The 15,023-nt window shown below is 72.2% G+C and carries 14 protein-coding genes and 1 pseudogene; 8 read left to right on the top strand and 7 right to left on the bottom strand.

All coding sequences use genetic code 11. From position 1 onward, the window contains the following. Window positions 1-196: 196 nt before the first annotated feature. Window positions 197-601: a 4'-phosphopantetheinyl transferase superfamily protein gene (locus ABZ078_RS34495; RefSeq protein WP_356581907.1), complete on the top strand. Its 405-nt coding sequence runs from the start codon at window positions 197-199 to the stop codon at window positions 599-601. Here ABZ078_RS34495 and ABZ078_RS34490 read toward each other — a convergent pair. Both ABZ078_RS34490 and ABZ078_RS34485 read right to left on the bottom strand, forming a co-directional pair. After that, a complete protein-coding gene (locus tag ABZ078_RS34490) occupies window positions 598-1,239 on the bottom strand; it encodes a response regulator transcription factor (protein WP_356581905.1) in 642 nt (213 codons plus the stop codon). The genes ABZ078_RS34495 and ABZ078_RS34490 overlap by 4 nt on opposite strands. Continuing rightward, a complete protein-coding gene (locus ABZ078_RS34485) occupies window positions 1,236-2,429 on the bottom strand; it encodes a histidine kinase (RefSeq protein WP_356581903.1) in 1,194 nt (397 codons plus the stop codon). The genes ABZ078_RS34490 and ABZ078_RS34485 overlap by 4 nt, the downstream gene beginning before the upstream one ends. Before the next feature lie 152 nt (window positions 2,430-2,581). On the opposite strand from ABZ078_RS34485, the gene ABZ078_RS34480 reads away from it, so the two are divergent. Next, complete coding sequence (locus tag ABZ078_RS34480; RefSeq protein ID WP_356581901.1) at window positions 2,582-3,169, top strand: hypothetical protein; 588 nt, start codon at window positions 2,582-2,584, stop codon at window positions 3,167-3,169. A 39-nt stretch (window positions 3,170-3,208) separates the two neighbouring features. On the opposite strand, the gene ABZ078_RS34475 is transcribed toward ABZ078_RS34480, so the two are convergent. Next, entirely contained in the window at window positions 3,209-3,781 is a 573-nt protein-coding gene (locus tag ABZ078_RS34475) for a cob(I)yrinic acid a,c-diamide adenosyltransferase (RefSeq protein WP_356581899.1), read from the bottom strand. Window positions 3,782-3,936: 155 nt separating this feature from the next. Here ABZ078_RS34475 and ABZ078_RS34470 point away from each other — a divergent pair. From ABZ078_RS34470 to ABZ078_RS34455, 4 genes and pseudogenes are all read left to right on the top strand, one after another. Beyond that, a pseudogene (locus ABZ078_RS34470) lies at window positions 3,937-4,118 on the top strand (TetR/AcrR family transcriptional regulator); the annotation flags it as partial. Window positions 4,119-4,253: 135 nt separating this feature from the next. Further along, window positions 4,254-5,102: a 3-hydroxyacyl-CoA dehydrogenase family protein gene (locus ABZ078_RS34465; RefSeq protein WP_301996844.1), complete on the top strand. Its 849-nt coding sequence runs from the start codon at window positions 4,254-4,256 to the stop codon at window positions 5,100-5,102. Between the two features lie 190 nt (window positions 5,103-5,292). Further along, the gene (locus tag ABZ078_RS34460; protein WP_030046661.1) at window positions 5,293-5,616 is read left to right on the top strand and encodes an STAS domain-containing protein; all 324 of its coding nucleotides are present in this window, start codon (window positions 5,293-5,295) and stop codon (window positions 5,614-5,616) included. Window positions 5,617-5,878: 262 nt separating this feature from the next. Next, window positions 5,879-8,458: an ATP-binding protein gene (locus ABZ078_RS34455; protein WP_356581896.1), complete on the top strand. Its 2,580-nt coding sequence runs from the start codon at window positions 5,879-5,881 to the stop codon at window positions 8,456-8,458. A 94-nt stretch (window positions 8,459-8,552) separates the two neighbouring features. On the opposite strand, the gene nucS is transcribed toward ABZ078_RS34455, so the two are convergent. Next, the gene (gene nucS / locus ABZ078_RS34450) at window positions 8,553-9,224 is read right to left on the bottom strand and encodes an endonuclease NucS (RefSeq protein WP_356581894.1); all 672 of its coding nucleotides are present in this window, start codon (window positions 9,222-9,224) and stop codon (window positions 8,553-8,555) included. 265 nt (window positions 9,225-9,489) lie between these two features. On the opposite strand from nucS, the gene ABZ078_RS34445 reads away from it, so the two are divergent. Then, on the top strand, window positions 9,490-9,882 hold the full coding sequence (locus ABZ078_RS34445) for an SCO5389 family protein (protein WP_356581892.1): 393 nt from the start codon (window positions 9,490-9,492) through the stop codon (window positions 9,880-9,882). A gap of 96 nt (window positions 9,883-9,978) precedes the next feature. Here ABZ078_RS34445 and ABZ078_RS34440 read toward each other — a convergent pair whose 3' ends face one another. Continuing rightward, window positions 9,979-11,010, bottom strand: a complete 1,032-nt coding sequence (locus tag ABZ078_RS34440) for an LLM class flavin-dependent oxidoreductase (RefSeq protein ID WP_356581890.1) — start codon at window positions 11,008-11,010, stop codon at window positions 9,979-9,981. A gap of 223 nt (window positions 11,011-11,233) precedes the next feature. Between ABZ078_RS34440 and ABZ078_RS34435 the strand changes: the two genes are divergently transcribed. Continuing rightward, entirely contained in the window at window positions 11,234-11,575 is a 342-nt protein-coding gene (locus ABZ078_RS34435; RefSeq protein ID WP_356581888.1) for an ATP/GTP-binding protein, read from the top strand. 10 nt (window positions 11,576-11,585) lie between these two features. Here ABZ078_RS34435 and ABZ078_RS34430 read toward each other — a convergent pair whose 3' ends face one another. Both ABZ078_RS34430 and ABZ078_RS34425 read right to left on the bottom strand, forming a co-directional pair. After that, window positions 11,586-12,458, bottom strand: coding sequence for an ABC transporter permease subunit (locus ABZ078_RS34430; protein ID WP_356581886.1), 873 nt, complete (start codon window positions 12,456-12,458; stop codon window positions 11,586-11,588). Continuing rightward, the gene (locus tag ABZ078_RS34425; RefSeq protein WP_356581884.1) at window positions 12,455-14,974 is read right to left on the bottom strand and encodes a SpoIIE family protein phosphatase; all 2,520 of its coding nucleotides are present in this window, start codon (window positions 14,972-14,974) and stop codon (window positions 12,455-12,457) included. Before ABZ078_RS34425 ends, ABZ078_RS34430 begins: the two co-directional genes overlap by 4 nt. Window positions 14,975-15,023: the final 49 nt, after the last annotated feature.

The raw sequence follows: 15,023 nt of genomic DNA, 5'->3' as shown, positions 1-15,023 counted from the left end.
ACGCCCTGCGGACTCCGGACGTCGTGGCCACGCATCTGACGGAGCTGGGGATACCCACGGGGGCGGACGATGCCACGGCTGCGGGGGAGCGCACGGCAAGCCGCGCCTTGCGGACCCGTCGGCGGACCTGGAGTTCTCCCTGTCACACTGCGCGGACCTGGTCGCAGTCGCGGTCACCGCCGGCCGCCCCGTCGGCGTGGACGTCGAGGCCGTCAGGGATCTCGACGGCGACCGGGCCCTGCTGCCTCGCGTGGTGCTGTCCGAGGCCGAGCAGCGGGTGCTGGCCGCGCTGCCGGCGGCTCGCACACCGGCCGCGTTCACCCGCTACTGGGCCCGGAAGGAAGCCGTGCTGAAGGCCACCGGCGACGGATTGACGGTGAACCCGGCCGACCTCACGGTGAGCGGCCCCGGCACGCCGGCGGCCCTGCTCGACTGGCGCGGCCGTCAGGACCACCGCGCAGCGTTCCTGCCGCTCGCCGATGTGGCGGCGGGCCCGGACCACCGGTGCGCCGTCGCGTTCCTCGGCCCTCATCCGCCCGGTTTCCGAGTGGTGCGCCACCGGCTCCCGGACGTCCGCGCGGCCGGGGCTCCGCCCCGCTAGATCCCCAACTCCTGAGCCAGCACCGCGGCTTGGACGCGGCTGCGCAGCTCCAGCTTCCCCAGCAGCCGGCTGACGTGTGTCTTCACCGTCGCCTCGGCCATGTCGAGCCGGGCCGCGATATCGGCGTTGGACAGCCCTTCGCCGAGGCAGGACAGCACCTCGCGCTCGCGCCGCGTGAGGGTGTCCAGGACCGACGGGTCGGCCGTCGTCTCCCGGCGGGGCTTCGCGGCGAACTCGGCGATCAGACGCCGGGTGACGGCCGGGGCGATGAGGCCCTCCCCGCGCGCCACCGTCCGCACCGCCTCGATCAGGTCCTTCGCCTCCGTGTTCTTCAGCAGGAACCCCGCGGCCCCGGCCCGCAGCGCCCCGAACACGTACTCGTCGAGGTCGAAGGTGGTGAGCACGAGGACGTCGGCCACCTGCTCGGCGACCACCTGCCGGGTCGCCGACACCCCGTCCAGACGCGGCATCTGAACGTCCATCAGCACCAGGTCGGGCCGCAGTTCGCGCGCCATGGCCACCGCCTGCCGGCCGTCCGCCGCCTCGCCGACCACCTCGATGTCGGGCGCGCTGCGCAGGATGAGGACGAGCCCGGCGCGCACGGCGGACTGGTCCTCGGCGACCAGGACGCGGATCATCGGCTGTCTCCTTCGGTCACGGGAAGCGTGGCGCGTACCACCCAGATCTTGCCGTCGACCGAGTCCGGGTCCTCGACGGGGCCGGCCTCGAACGCGCCGCCCAGCAGCGCGACCCGCTCCCGCATTCCGACGAGTCCGGCACCGGAGCCGGGTGCGCCAGGGCGGTCGCGGTCGCCGAACGGGCTGGTCACGGAGACGGTCAGACAGCTGTCGAGCTGGGCCAGCGCCACCGTGACCCGGCCGGGGGAGGCGTGCTTGAGGGCGTTGGTGAGGGACTCCTGGACGATGCGGTAGACGGCGAGCTCGACGGGCGCGGGTACCTTGCCATGCTCGGCCTCCAGGGTGACGTCGAGGCCGTTGGTGCGGGCGCCGTCGACCAGGGCGTCGAGCCCGTCGAGGGTGGGGGCGGCGACCGGCTCGGTGTCGCCGCTGGAGTCCCGCAGGATCCCGATCAGCCGCCGCATCTCCGCGAGCCCTTCGACGCTGTTCTCGCGGATGACGGCGAGGGCTTCCTTCGAGGTCTTCGGGTCGTCCAGGGAGAGCGCCGCCGTGGAGTGGATGGCGATCGCGGAGAGGTGGTTGGCGACCATGTCGTGCAACTCGCGTGCCATGCGGGCGCGCTCGGAGGTGATGGCCTGGGCGCGGTCCATCTCGGCCAGCAGCGCGGTCTGTTCGGCGCGCAGGCGGGCGGCCTCGGCGGCGTCGCGGTGGTTGCGGACGATCCAGCCGGTGACGGCCGGCATCAGCCCGACCAGGCCGATGACCACGCCGACCAGCAGGGCCTCGGGCACCCGCCACACCGCGACGGGCACCACCGTACCGGCCACGGTGAGCAGCCCGGTGATCCAGGGGACGCGGCGCACGGTGGCGGGCGGGCCGTAGACGACGGCCGCGTACACCAGGTCGGTGAACATCACGACCGTGACCAGGTTGCCCTGGGTGATGAGATCCGTGGTCAGCGCGGCCCACCCCACCAGCAGGGCCGTGCGCGGCATCGTGCGGCGCATCGCCTCGCAGCCGGCGGTCACGACGAGGGGCAGCAGGATCCACCAGCGGCCGTCGAGCAGCACGATCGGCTCCTCGGCCGGCCGGGCCGCGAGGCCCACACCCCACAGCAGCAGGCCCCCGAGCAGTCCGGCGAGCGCGGCGCACAGGTCGAAGCGGTGCGGGCGGGGCAGTCGTACGGCCATGTCCCCATCCAACACGGGACGGACGCTCGTCGCCTGATTCCGGGGAAGGGTCCTGGACTGCATCTTTCGATGTACCGCGAGTTCGTCGGCGCCGACGACGAAAGCGGCCGGTCCCGACGGGAGCCTGGAAAGGTGACCGAAGGGAGCATGTTGTGATCGTCGCGCTCATCATCGCCTGCGAGGTCGGCTTCTGGGTGCTGCTGGCCCTGGGACTCGCCGTCCGCTACCTGCTGAAGTGGCGCCGTACGAGCGTCGCCCTGCTGCTGTGCGAGCCGCTCCTGGAGGTCGTGCTGTTCGTGGCGACGGCGATCGACCTGAAGAACGGCGCCGAACCGAGCTGGGAGCACGGCGTGGCGGCGCTCTACATCGGCTACACCGTCGCCTACGGCCACTACACGATCCGCTGGCTGGACGGCCACGCCGCCCACCGCCTGGGCGGCGCACCCAAGCCGGTCGGGCCACCGCGCTACGGCATCCCGCGCGCCCGGCACGAGGGGCGGCTGTGGCTCCGTACGGTGCTGGCGGCGGCCGTCGCCTGTGCGTTGCTCCAAGGCGCGGTCTGGTACGTCGGCGACGACGGGGACATCTCGTCGCTGCGATCCTTCCAAGGGGCCGCGCTCAGGGCCGCGGGCATCCACGGCCTGGTCGCCCTCGCGTATCTGATCTGGCCGAAGAAGGAGCCGGCCGCGCCCGCGGAGGAACCGCGGCTCACGACGACGAAGGAAAGCACCCGACGCTGATCAGCGCAACCTCCACCAGGTCGGGGGCTAGGACAGGCCCTAGCGCTCCCCGCCCGGCACCCACAGCACGTCCCCGACCTCCGTGTTCGCCGTCCGGGCGAGGATGAACAGGAGGTCGGACAGGCGGTTGAGGTAGGTCGCGGTCAGGGGGTTCATCGTGTCGCCGTGGACCTCCAGCGCGGCCCACGTCGAGCGCTCGGCCCGGCGTACGACCGTGCAGGCCTGGTGGAGCAGGGCCGCCCCCGGGGTGCCGCCGGGGAGGATGAAGGAGCGCAGCTTCTCCAACCGCTCGTTGAAGTGGTCGCAGTCGGCCTCGAGCCGGTCGATGTAGAACTGCTCGACCCTGAGCGGCGGGAACTGAGGGTTCTCCACCACCGGCGTCGACAGGTCCGCACCCACGTCGAACAGGTCGTTCTGCACCCGGGTGAGGACCTTGACGATCTCCTCGTCCAGGCCGCCCAGTGCGATCGCCGTCCCGAGCACGGCGTTCGCCTCGTTGGCGTCGGCGTACGCCGAGATCCGCAGATCGGTCTTGGCGACCCGGCTCATGTCGCCGAGGGCGGTGGTGCCCTGGTCGCCGGTCCTGGTGTAGATGCGCGTCAGATTGACCATGTGACCAGCGTAGGTACGCCCCGGCCGTTCGGACCACGCGTGTGCGGACCGTCACGGCCACAACGGCGAAGGCGAGGGCGACCAGGACGCCGTACAGCAGGGTGGTGACCATCCGCAGGGTCGTCCTGGCCCCGGGCACGCAGTACCTGATCAGTCACCTCGAAGCCACCGTGCGCGAGGAGGCCGCCGCGGCCGAGGGTGACCCGCTGCCGGCCGCGAGATGCTCAAGGGGTGCAATCCGGACGAAGTGTCCCGAGAGGTCCTGGTGCTTCTCGACGACATCGAGGAGCTGTTGAGCGAGAAGGTGCTCAACTACGCCGTCCGGGGCGCGGAATGACCCGTGCCGGTGTGAAGTCCGTCAGATGAGACGTGACTCGCGTTACTAACCGGTCACACGGTCCCTCACGAGCGCTAAGGTCCGCCGAGAGCAACGTAAACAGGGTGTAAGGCGTTTCAAAGGGGAGTCGCAACAGTGGCACGGAAGCTTGCCGTCATCGGCGCCGGCTTGATGGGTTCCGGGATCGCCCAGGTCTCCGCTCAGGCGGGCTGGGACGTCGTCCTGCGGGATGTCACCGACGAGGCGCTCAAGCGCGGCACCGACGGCATCAAGGCCTCGTACGACAAGTTCGTCAGCAAGGGCAAGCTGGAGGCCCATGACGCCGACGCCGCCCTCGCCCGGATCACCGCGACCACCGACCTGGACGCCGCCGCCGACGCGGACGTCGTCGTCGAGGCCGTCTTCGAGAAGCTCGAGGTCAAGCACGAGATCTTCCGCACGCTCGACAAGATCGTGCGTGAGGACACCGTGCTCGCCTCCAACACCTCCGCCATCCCGATCACCAAGATCGCGGCGGCTACCGAGCGCCCCGAGCGGGTCGTCGGCGTGCACTTCTTCTCGCCCGTGCCGATGATGCAGCTCGTCGAGCTCGTCCGCGGCTACAAGACGAGCGACGAAACCCTCGCCGCCGCGCGGGAGTTCGCCGAGTCCGTCGGCAAGACCTGCATCGTCGTCAACCGGGACGTCGCCGGCTTCGTCACCACCCGGCTCATCTCGGCGCTCGTCGTCGAGGCCACCAAGCTCTACGAGTCGGGCGTCGCCACCGCCGAGGACATCGACCTCGCCTGCAAGCTGGGCTTCGGCCACGCCATGGGCCCGCTCGCCACGGCGGACCTCACCGGCGTCGACATCCTGCTGCACGCCACCAGCAACATCTACACCGAGTCCCAGGACGAGAAGTTCGCCCCGCCGGAGCTGATGCGCCGGATGGTGGACGCGGGTGACATCGGACGCAAGAGCGGGCAAGGCTTCTACAGCTACTGAGCACCCGTAAAACCGCACAGGCCCCGGGCGTATCACGCGATGGGGTGAATTCGGTATCGGTTCGCTCACAGACGGCAACCTCAGGCGGCTCAACGCAGTCAGAGGTTGCATCACCGGCCACGGCGAAGACTCGTAGCGAACACAGGCACAGACACATCGCGGAGCACGAACGCACGCTTGGGGAGCGCATATGCACATCAGGGGCGACCACGCCGAACTGGTCGTCGGGGGCGTCCTCGACGTCCGCAGCGCGGCGGACGCCCGTACGGTCCTGCACTCGGCCGTCGACGACGGAGTCGGCGATCTGGTGCTGGACCTGTCCGAGCTGGACTCCTGGGACGCCACCGGGCTCGGGGTGATCATGGGGGCCCACCGGCGGGCCGGCCGCTGCGGCCGGCGCCTGGTGCTGCGCGGCGTACCGCCGCAGATGCAGCGCCTGCTGGTGGCCACCCGGTTGCACCGGATCCTGGCGATCGAGGGCGGCATCGGGGTGGAGTCCCTGCCCCGGGTGTGACGCCGGGCACGGGCGGGGCGGGACAGCCGGGCGTTACGGCTGCGAAGCGTACGTCGCGCGCAATCCTCACGAGACCGTGACGTCTCGGACGGCGCGGTACCCCGAGCTGTCATAGATACTGTGCGAAGGTTTAGGGTTCGGCTGCCCGCTGCCTAGACAAACCCCTTCGAGCGGGCCCGGACCAGAAGCGACAGCGCGGTGTGCGGCAAGGCCGGGAGGGGCTTGGCACAGGCACACGACGCTTTTGGGGGGCTTGAAACCTATGGACCCGAACAACCGGGGACCCGAGGAGTACGGCCATGACGGCGACGACAACTCGTCGCGCCAGCGCCCGCCCAGGGACCCCCTCACACCCGACTTCGGACAGCACTCGCCCGCGCTCGCCCGCACGGTGCAGCTCGTCGCGGGCGACTTCCTGCTCACCGTCAACCCCGTCGACGGCAGCGAGATCGAGGTCTGCCCGCCGGCGGAGCGGCCGGCGCGGCCCGAGAAGCTGTCCCCGGTCGACCGTGCCGAGGCCGACCGCGCCGCCAGACCGCCCGTCCCGCCCGGGCCGACCCGGCCCGAACAGCCGCTCCTGGCCCGCCAGGACGAGCGTGAACAGTTGGTACGGCTGCTCGCCCGCGGCCGCTCGGTTCGCCTCGTCGGCTCCCGGGGCGCCGGCCGCACCAGCCTCCTCGACCTCGTCGCCGAGGACTGCGCGGACCTCGCCCCCGACGGCGTGGTCCGCCTCACCGGCTTCCACCGCACGCCCGACGACCTGCTGTACGACCTCTTCCACGCCGTCCACGGCGCGCCCCTGCACCGCCCGGATCAGGACGAACTGCTCGCCTGGGTCCGTGACATCGGCGCGGTCGTCGTCCTGGACGACATCGAGTTCGGCGGCGCCGCGCTCGACGCGCTGCTGGACGCGACCCCCGAGTGCGCCTTCCTGATCGGTGCCACGCCCGACGTGCCCGCCCCATCCGCCGGCTCCGGCATCGAGGACGTCGCCCTCGCCGGTCTCGACCGTGCCGACAGCGTGGAGCTCCTGGAGCGCCAGGTCGGCCGGGTCCTCACCGAGGACGAGGAGAACTGGGCGGGCGACCTGTGGTTCGAGTCGGAGGGGCTGCCGCTGCGGTTCGTGCAGGCCGGGGCGCTGCTGCGGCAGCGGGACCGGCTGCGGGACGGAGCGGACCCCGCCGGGGAGTTCGCAGCCTTCCAGGACGAGCCGCCGGTCGACGCGCCCTTCGACGCGCCGATGGAGGGCGGTCGCGAGGAGGTGCCGCTGCCGTCGGTCGGCGAGGCGGCCGGCCCCGCGTCGCTGCTCGCCTCGCGGCTCAGCGCCTCCGCCCGCGCCACCCTGCGGTTCGCCGTCGCGCTCGGCGGCGAGGTGCCGCACCAGGCGCATCTGCCCGCACTGGTCGGCGACACCCACGCGGACGCCGCGCTGGGCGAGCTGGCCGACTGCGGGCTGGTCTCGCCCGTCGGCTCCCGTTACCGGCTCGCCGCCGGGGTCCAGGCCCAACTGGAGGCCGCCGGCTACGCCGAGGACGTCCAGGACGGCGCCCTCACCGCCGCCCGGCACTACGCCTGGTGGGCCGGGCACCCCTCGGTCACGCCGGAGCGCGTGTGCGCCGAGGCGGACGCCGTGCTCGCCGCGCTGGGCGTGCTGGTGCCCGGCACCACGCCACCCGCCGAGGGCGAGGAGAGCCCGACCGTGCGGCTGGCCCGCACGGCCGCGCCCGCGTTCGCCGCGGGACTGCACTGGAGCGCCTGGGAACGGGCGCTGCGGGCGGGCGCCGAGGCCGCCCGGCTGGCCGGCGACGTCGCCGAACAGGCCTACTTCCATCACGAGTTGGGCATCCTCGCGCTCTGCCGCGGCCGGCTGGACCGGGCCCGTGCCGAGCTGGAGACCTCCATCGGTCTGCGCGGCGCCCTCGCCGACAAGCGCGGCACGGTCGCGGGCCGCCGCGCCCTCGCCCTGGTCTCGGACCGCTCCGGTACGACGCCGGGAGTGGCCGCGTTCGGTGCGACGGCGGCGGAGGAGGTGCCGGACGCGCGGTACGAGGAGTCGCAGTCGCCGCCGGGCGGCGTGCCGGCCGCGTTCTCGTCCGGAGGGAACCACACGACGCTGGTCACGCACCGGGCCTCGGCGGCCTCCTCGTCGTCCCCGGCGGCCTCGCGCAACGGCCGTGGCGGTGTCCGGGGGTTCGCCCGGCGCAACCTCGCCGCGGCCGGCGCGGGCGCGCTGCTCGTGGCCGTGCTCGGCACGGTGGTGACGCTCGGCGCGACGTCCGACAACGACCCGAGTGCCCCGGCCGACCAGGTCGGTGTCAACCCGTCCGCGAGCCAGGGCATCGGCGACGACGGCCTCGGCGCCGACAAGGCGGAGGGCGACGACGGGCAGAGCTCCGGCGACACCGGCACGGCGACGAGCCGGCCGACGGATCCCGGCCCTGACGGCACGCTCGGCACCGCGGACGACCCGACGCCGACGGAGTCGGGGGAGCCGTCGGACCGCCCGAGCGGCACGCAGGGGCCGGGCGGCCGGCCGACCGGTCCGACGGACGACCCGACGAAGCCGACGGACGACCCCACCAGACCGACGGACGATCCGACCAGGCCCACGGACGACCCGACCGACGATCCCACCGACGACCCGACCGACGATCCCACGGACGACCCGACGGGCCCGACGGGCGATCCGACCGACGACCCCACGGACACGCCGACGGACCCGCCGTCGACCTCGACCTCGGCCAGCGGCCCGGCCTCCTCCAGCCCGGCGGAGACCACCTCCGCCGGCGCCCCGAGCACGGACGAGGGCACGCCGAGCAGCACGTCGGACACCGTGATCTGACGCGACGACCAGGACGAGGAAGAATCAGGACGAGAGGGCCGGGTCCATCCCGTGGACCCGGCCCTCATCATCGTGGAACTGCTCGGAACGTGCGTCAGAACAACCGCAACTTGTCGTCCTCGATCCCCCGCAGCGCGTCGTAGTCCAGCACCTGGCAGCCGATGCCCCGGTCCGTCGCCAGGACCCGGGCCTGCGGCTTGATCTCCTGGGCCGCGAAGATGCCGCGGACCGGCGCGAGATGGGGGTCCCGGTTCAGCAGCTCCAGATAGCGCGTGAGTTGCTCCACGCCGTCGATCTCGCCCCGGCGCTTGATCTCCACCGCGACCGTCCGGCCCTCGGCGTCCCGGCACAGGATGTCGACCGGCCCGATGGCCGTCATGTACTCGCGGCGGATGAGCGTGTACCCCTCGCCCAGGGTTTCGATGCGGTCGGCGAGTAGTTCCTGGAGGTGAGCTTCCACACCGTCCTTGATCAAGCCAGGATCGACGCCGAGCTCGTGCGAGGAGTCGTGGAGGACCTCCTCCATCGTGATGATGAGCTTCTCGCCCGCCTTGTTGGTGACCGTCCAGACGTCCTTCTGCTCGCCATCCCCCTCCTTCAGCGTGCAGGGCGGCGACATCCAGTTCAGGGGCTTGTAGGCCCGGTCATCCGCGTGGATGGAGACGCTGCCGTCCGCCTTGACCAGGATCAGACGGGGCGCCGAGGGCAGGTGGGCGGTGAGCCGGCCCGCGTAGTCGACGGAGCATCGGGCAATGACGAGACGCATGGTCGGCAACGCTACTCGACGGGCCCAGGTGGACGCGATTCGCCCTGGGGGAGTCCGTATGACCCCGGACTGCCCCTGTTCATTTCTGGCCGATTGTGTGCCTAACGAGGACTGCCCATGTACGCATTCTCCTGGTGCGGTCACCGTCCGTTGCCTACCGTATTAAACGGGAGGTCGCGAGGCGTGTACGCAGAGTGTCCGATATCGCGAACTCCCCTATCTGTCCGGCAACCCCTGCTGCTGCGGGGGTGCGAGAGGAGAACCCATGTCGCTCGACGTCTCACCGGCCCTACTCGAGAAGGCCGAGCGAGGCGAGGTCGACGAAGCCGAATTCGTCGACTGCGTCCGGACCTCCCTGCCCTATGCATGGGGGATGATCAGCTCCCTGGTGGCCCAGCTGAAGGTGGACGGCGGTCAGTTCGCCGACAACCAGACGCCCCCGCCGGACGAGCAGGCACGTGGCCAGCTGCTGCGTGCGCTTGCGAGTGACGCGATACGCGGCGCGCTGCAGCGGCACTTCGGGGTGCGACTGGCCTTCCAGAACTGCCACCGGGTGGCGGTGTTCCCGCTCGACGCCTCGGTCGACGAGACGCTGACCCGCTTCACTTCGGTCCGCAGTCAGCTGCTGAACCAGTCTCCGGAGTTCAGGGACTGCTGACGCAGAGCCGCTTGCTTGCCGCTCCTTACGCGGGAGGTGCATTCAGTACTGGGGCGGCAAGCCCCCTGGCACACCGGGCACTTCGTCGGGGCCGGGTCATCGGCCGAGCTGCGGCAGCACCTCGGCGCCCAGTCGCCGTACGTTCTCCTCGGTCGCCGCCAGGTCGCCCGAGCCCTCGACGAGCAGGGCGAAGCGGGAGATCCCGGTCCGTTCGCTGGTCGCCGCCAGGCGGTCGGCGCACAGACGCGGGGTGCCCACCGGATGCAGCCCGCAGAGCAGTTCGGTGTACGCCAGCGGGTCGCGCATCGCGCGATGGCGGCCGTCCACCGTCACATGGGCCTCCAGGCCCTGCCGGAGCCAGCCCGGCATCGCCTTCGTCAGGGTCTCGACCGCGTCCGTGCGCCGGTCCGCGATCTGGCAGACGCCGGCCGAGACATGGGCCGCGCCCAGGATCTCCTGCGCCGGCCGGCCGACGGCGCGCGCGTGCTGCCGCCACAGGGCGACCATCTCGGCCTTCTCCTCGTCGCCCACATGCATTCCCAGCAGCATCGGCAGCCCGCGCTCGGCCGCCATGCGCACGCTCGCCGGTGAGGTGCACGCGACGACGACCTCGGGCCCCTCGGACTCGGTGAGGCACTCCGACGGCCTCGGTACGACGGGGACTTCACGGAAGCTGAACCGCTCGCCGGCCGCCGCGACCGCCGGTTCACGCAGCCAGCGCACCAGCAGATCGAGTGATTCCGGGAACCCTTCCTCGTACGCCTGAAGTCCCGAGCCGAACACCTCCAGATCGACCCAGGGGCCGCCGCGGCCCACGCCCAGCGAGAACCGCCCGCCGGAGGCGATGTGCAGCAGCGCGGCCTGTTCGCCGACGGCCACCGGGTGGGCGGTGGGCAGCACGGTCACCGCCGTGCCGACCCTCAGCCGACTGGTGCGGCCGAGCAGTAACGCGGCCAGGGTGATCGCGGACGGACAGGTGCCGTACGGCACGAAGTGGTGCTCGGCCAGCCAGACCGTGTCGAGCCCCGCTTTCTCGGCGACCTCGGCGGAGCGGACCGCGCGGTGCAGCGCCTCCCCGTCGCCCTGGCCCGGGAACCGGGCCGCCAACACGAAACTTCCTACGCGCATCGCTTTTCCTGCTTCCTTGGCTCCGACGCGGAGCTCCCCCACCCGGGCATAACCGTCTGACACGTGCCGAGGACACGGCCTGGCGAAGAGATTTGCGGATTGTCTGCACAATGGATGGCCGGAGCGAGGGACTTGTGGGGGTTGGTCCCGTACGAATACCCCCGTCCGTGCCGCGTAGGCTGGACACGACCCGTGCATCCTGTATAGCCCCGTGAGGTGTTCCGTGTCCCCGCGTCGCAACCGACCCAAGGCCCTCAAGGGAGCCGCCTCGTCCGGAGGCGGCGCCGAGGACGACCGCCCCGGGCGCTACGGCGGCTGGCAGTCCACGGAGAGCTGGGACGGCGAGGACTGGAACGTACGGCATGTGGCCGGCGCGAGCGCGCAGGGCAAGGCGTACCGCTGCCCGGGCTGCGACCAGATGATCCCGGACGGCGTCCCGCACGTGGTCGCCTGGCCGGACCACGGGGGCGTCGACGACCGCCGTCACTGGCACCGGGCGTGCTGGAACGCGAAGGACCGCCGCACCACGCGGGTGCAGCGGTCCCGTAACGCGCCGAGGTTCTAGCCGGGCGGGCTCACACGTCCCGCTGCTCCAGCAGCGCGTAGGCGCCGGCGAACGCGGCGGCCGTCACGCCGAGCATGATCCACAGCGGATCCCAGCCGGACGGGCCGGAGTCGGTGAAGGACTGGGAGTAGAAGACGCTGAGCTGGTTCGGGATGGAGTACTCGATCAGGGCCTGCTGGAGGTCCTGAAGCGACTCCGAGAACATGAACAGCGCGATGACCATCGGGGCCAGCATCAGCCCGATCATGATGGTGATCGCGCCCGCCGAGTGCCGGATGATCGAGCCCACGACGAGCGAGAGCAGGCCGAGCAGCGCGATGTAGAGCGAGATGCCGACCGTGCCCTTCAGCCACTCGGAACCGGTGGGCTCGCGCGCGTCGTCCAGGAGGGACACGTCCGCCAGGGCGACGAGGAGAGCCGACGCCAGCGTCACCACGAAGGCGACCGCGAAGAACACGATCGCCTTCGCCGCCAGCACCCGCGCCCGGCTCGGGCACGCGGTCATCGTGGTCCGGATCATGCCGGTGCCGTACTCCGAGGCCGTGGTCAGCACGCCCAGCGTGATGACGCACATGCTGCCCAGCAGCAGCCCGAAGAAGCCGAACGACAGCGGGTTCTCGCCGGCCAGGCTGCCGTCCGAGGCGTTGGCGGCGACCAGCGCGGCGGTCGCCAGACCGATGCCCACGACGAGCAGCACGAACACGCCGAGCGTCCACATCGTGGAGCGCACCGACCTGATCTTCGTCCACTCCGAGGCGAGCGCATGCCCGAGGTGCGTGCGCACGACGGGGATCGGCGAGGTGTAGGTGGGGTACGACGAGCCGGGCGCCGCCTGCCAGTTCGGTGCGGCGGTCTGCGGCATCGGGGGCTGGGGCGTGCTCATCGGGCGTCCTCGGGCTTGGTCGGGGCGGCTGGGGCGGACGGGGTGCCGCCCGCCACCGGCACCGAGCCGAAGGACTCCGACATCGCCTCGACCAGCAGCAGCCCGCGGCCGCCGGTCGACTCCCAGTCGACGATCACCGGCTTGGCGGGCGCGCGCGGCGAGGCGTCGCTGACGCAGACACGCACCCGGTCGCCGCGCAGGATCAGGTCGAGCCGGACCGGTCCCTGAGTGTGGATCAGCGCGTTGGTGACCAGTTCGGACACGACCAGCAGGACGCCGTCGGCCGCTTCCCCGACCTCCCAGCGGCGCAGGGTGCGCGCGGTGAAACGGCGGGCGTGCATGACGGCGTCGGGCAGCCGCCACACCACCCAGCCGGACCGGATCGGCCGGGCCGTCATGCCGTCGTAGCGCAGCAGCAACAGCGCCACGTCGTCCTCGCGCCGGCCCGCGTCGCCGAGCAGTTCGTCGGCCATCCGCCCGGCATCGGCCGGGTCGGCCGCGGCGAGCGCGGCGCGGGTGCGGTCCATCCCCTCGTCCAGGGGCAGGTCGGCGGCCTCGACCAGGCCGTCGGTGACCAGGGCGAGCACCGTGCCGGGCGTCAGCGCCACCGCGGTCATGGGGAACTCCGCCTCGGCCAGCACGCCCAACGGAAGTCCGCCCTCGACCTCCACCTCCTCCGTGGTGCCGTCGGGCTGGCGCAGCAGCGGGGCGAGGTGACCGGCCCGCACGAAAAGCGCGTTGCCCTCTTCCATGTCCACTTCGACATAGCAGCAGGTGGCGAACAGGTCGGTCTCCATGCCGACGAGCAGCCGGTTGGCGTGTGAGACGACCACGTCCGGCGGGTGGCCCTCCACCGCGTAGGCCCGGACCGCGGTGCGCATCTGGCCCATGATCGTCGCGGCCCCCGCGCTGTGCCCCTGCACGTCGCCGATGACGAACGCCACCCGGTCCTCGGAGATGACGATGACGTCGTACCAGTCGCCGCCCACCTGGAGCCCGCGCCGGGCGGGCAGATAGCGGGCGACGGCCGTGCCCCCGGGGAGTTCGGGCAGGCGCCGGGGCAGCAGGCTGCGCTGGAGCAGCGTCGCGAGTTCCTGCTCGGCGTCGTACGCGTGCGCGCGCTCCAGGGCTTGTCCCACCAGCGCCGCGGTCGCGGTCAGTACGGACCGCTCCTCGGTGGCGAACTCGTGCGGCTGGTCCCAGCCGACCAGGCACACGCCGACGACGCCGCCCTTGGCGGGCAGCGGCAGCACGGCCAGGCCGCCGGCGCCGATGCCGGCGAGTCCGGGTTCCAGGGCGGTGCCGGCGGGCCACAGATCCATGCGGCCGTCCCGCAGCGCCAGTTGAAGGGTGGGCAGGGCCCGGACCGGGGCGTCGGGCCATTCGGAACGCCACTCGGCACGCCAGGTCTCGGGCCAGGCGTCGGGCCGCGGCGGGTCGAGCACGATGACGATCAGCCGGTCCTCCCGCAGTTCGGCGAGGGCCACGCGGTCGGCGGCGAGCGGCTCGCGCAGCGCGGTGACGACCACGCGGCCGACGTCACGGACGGTCGTGGCGTCGTCGAGTGCGGCGGTGAGCCACTGGATCCGGGACACGTCGTCGGCGCTCCGGCGCTGGACCGAGGTCGCGGTGACCACCCCGAGCAACTGCTGCGGGCGGTCGCCGGGGCTCGCCGGCACCCGGCATCTCAGGCTCAGCCAGCGCATCTCGCCCGTGGGACAGCGGACCCGGAACTCCAGCTCCCGCCGGGCGGACGCCGGGGTGGACGGCTCCAGGACCGACATCAGCGCGTGCATGTCCTCGGGGAAGGCGTTCGCGATGAGGCTGTCCGCCTTGCCGTCGAACTCCTCGGGCGTGAGGCCGACCAGGTCGAGCAGTGTCTCGTCCGCGTCGATCACTCCGGTGTCCGGCACCAGGACGAACGAGCCCACCCGCAGCGTGCGCAGGGCGCGATCCAGCAGCGACGGCGCGGTGGGGCGGGCAGTCCCGGCTTTCTCGGTTCCGGCTTTCTCCGTCCCGGCCTTGAGCAGATCGGCGACCGCGTCGGCGTAACGCGTCAGGAAGCGCCGTTGCTCGGCCTCGAATCCGTCCGCGGAGGCCCCCACGAAGACGAGGCAGCCCAGCCGCCTGCCTTCCGCCGTGAGGGGCAGCGCGCCGAGTGACGTCTGGGCTCCCGGCGGCGTCGGCCCGCCTTCGTAGGAGGCGAGGGCCGCGGGGGTCAGCCACAGCGGCCGGTCGCTGCGGAACGCCTGCGCGGCGGGTGAGCCGCCGGACAGGGGCAGCCGCTCCGGCAGACCGTACTCGGACACGGCGGGTCCGGCCGTCTCCAGGAGCCGGAGTTCCTCCTGCCCGGCACCGGCCGCGTAGACAGCCGCCAGCGCCGCTCCGGCGAACGTCAGGGCCCGCTCCACCGGTACGGCCTCTCGCGCCGGAGGCGCTGAACCGGTGCCCGCGGCCCCGGACTGAGATGCCCGCAGCTGTGAGACGCCGGCCCGGGCACCGCCGTCATGAGGCATGTCCGCACCTTCCTCCCGCCCGGGCCACAGGTGCCGCCAGGTTGCGATC

Source organism: Streptomyces sp. NPDC006385 (assembly GCF_040612485.1).
GTDB lineage: Bacteria > Actinomycetota > Actinomycetes > Streptomycetales > Streptomycetaceae > Streptomyces.
Note: the sequence above shows the minus strand (reverse complement) of the source record. Positions and strands in the feature narration are given on the sequence as shown.

Coding starts and splice junctions, on each gene's coding strand:
- ABZ078_RS34490 (WP_356581905.1), bottom strand. CDS start 1,239: ATGATCCGCGTCCTGGTCGCCGAGGACCAGTCCGCCGTGCGCGCCGGG.
- ABZ078_RS34485 (WP_356581903.1), bottom strand. CDS start 2,429: ATGGCCGTACGACTGCCCCGCCCGCACCGCTTCGACCTGTGCGCCGCG.
- ABZ078_RS34475 (WP_356581899.1), bottom strand. CDS start 3,781: ATGGTCAATCTGACGCGCATCTACACCAGGACCGGCGACCAGGGCACC.
- ABZ078_RS34460 (WP_030046661.1), top strand. CDS start 5,293: ATGCACATCAGGGGCGACCACGCCGAACTGGTCGTCGGGGGCGTCCTC.
- ABZ078_RS34455 (WP_356581896.1), top strand. CDS start 5,879: ATGGACCCGAACAACCGGGGACCCGAGGAGTACGGCCATGACGGCGAC.
- nucS (WP_356581894.1), bottom strand. CDS start 9,224: ATGCGTCTCGTCATTGCCCGATGCTCCGTCGACTACGCGGGCCGGCTC.
- ABZ078_RS34445 (WP_356581892.1), top strand. CDS start 9,490: ATGTCGCTCGACGTCTCACCGGCCCTACTCGAGAAGGCCGAGCGAGGC.
- ABZ078_RS34440 (WP_356581890.1), bottom strand. CDS start 11,010: ATGCGCGTAGGAAGTTTCGTGTTGGCGGCCCGGTTCCCGGGCCAGGGC.
- ABZ078_RS34430 (WP_356581886.1), bottom strand. CDS start 12,458: ATGAGCACGCCCCAGCCCCCGATGCCGCAGACCGCCGCACCGAACTGG.
- ABZ078_RS34425 (WP_356581884.1), bottom strand. CDS start 14,974: ATGCCTCATGACGGCGGTGCCCGGGCCGGCGTCTCACAGCTGCGGGCA.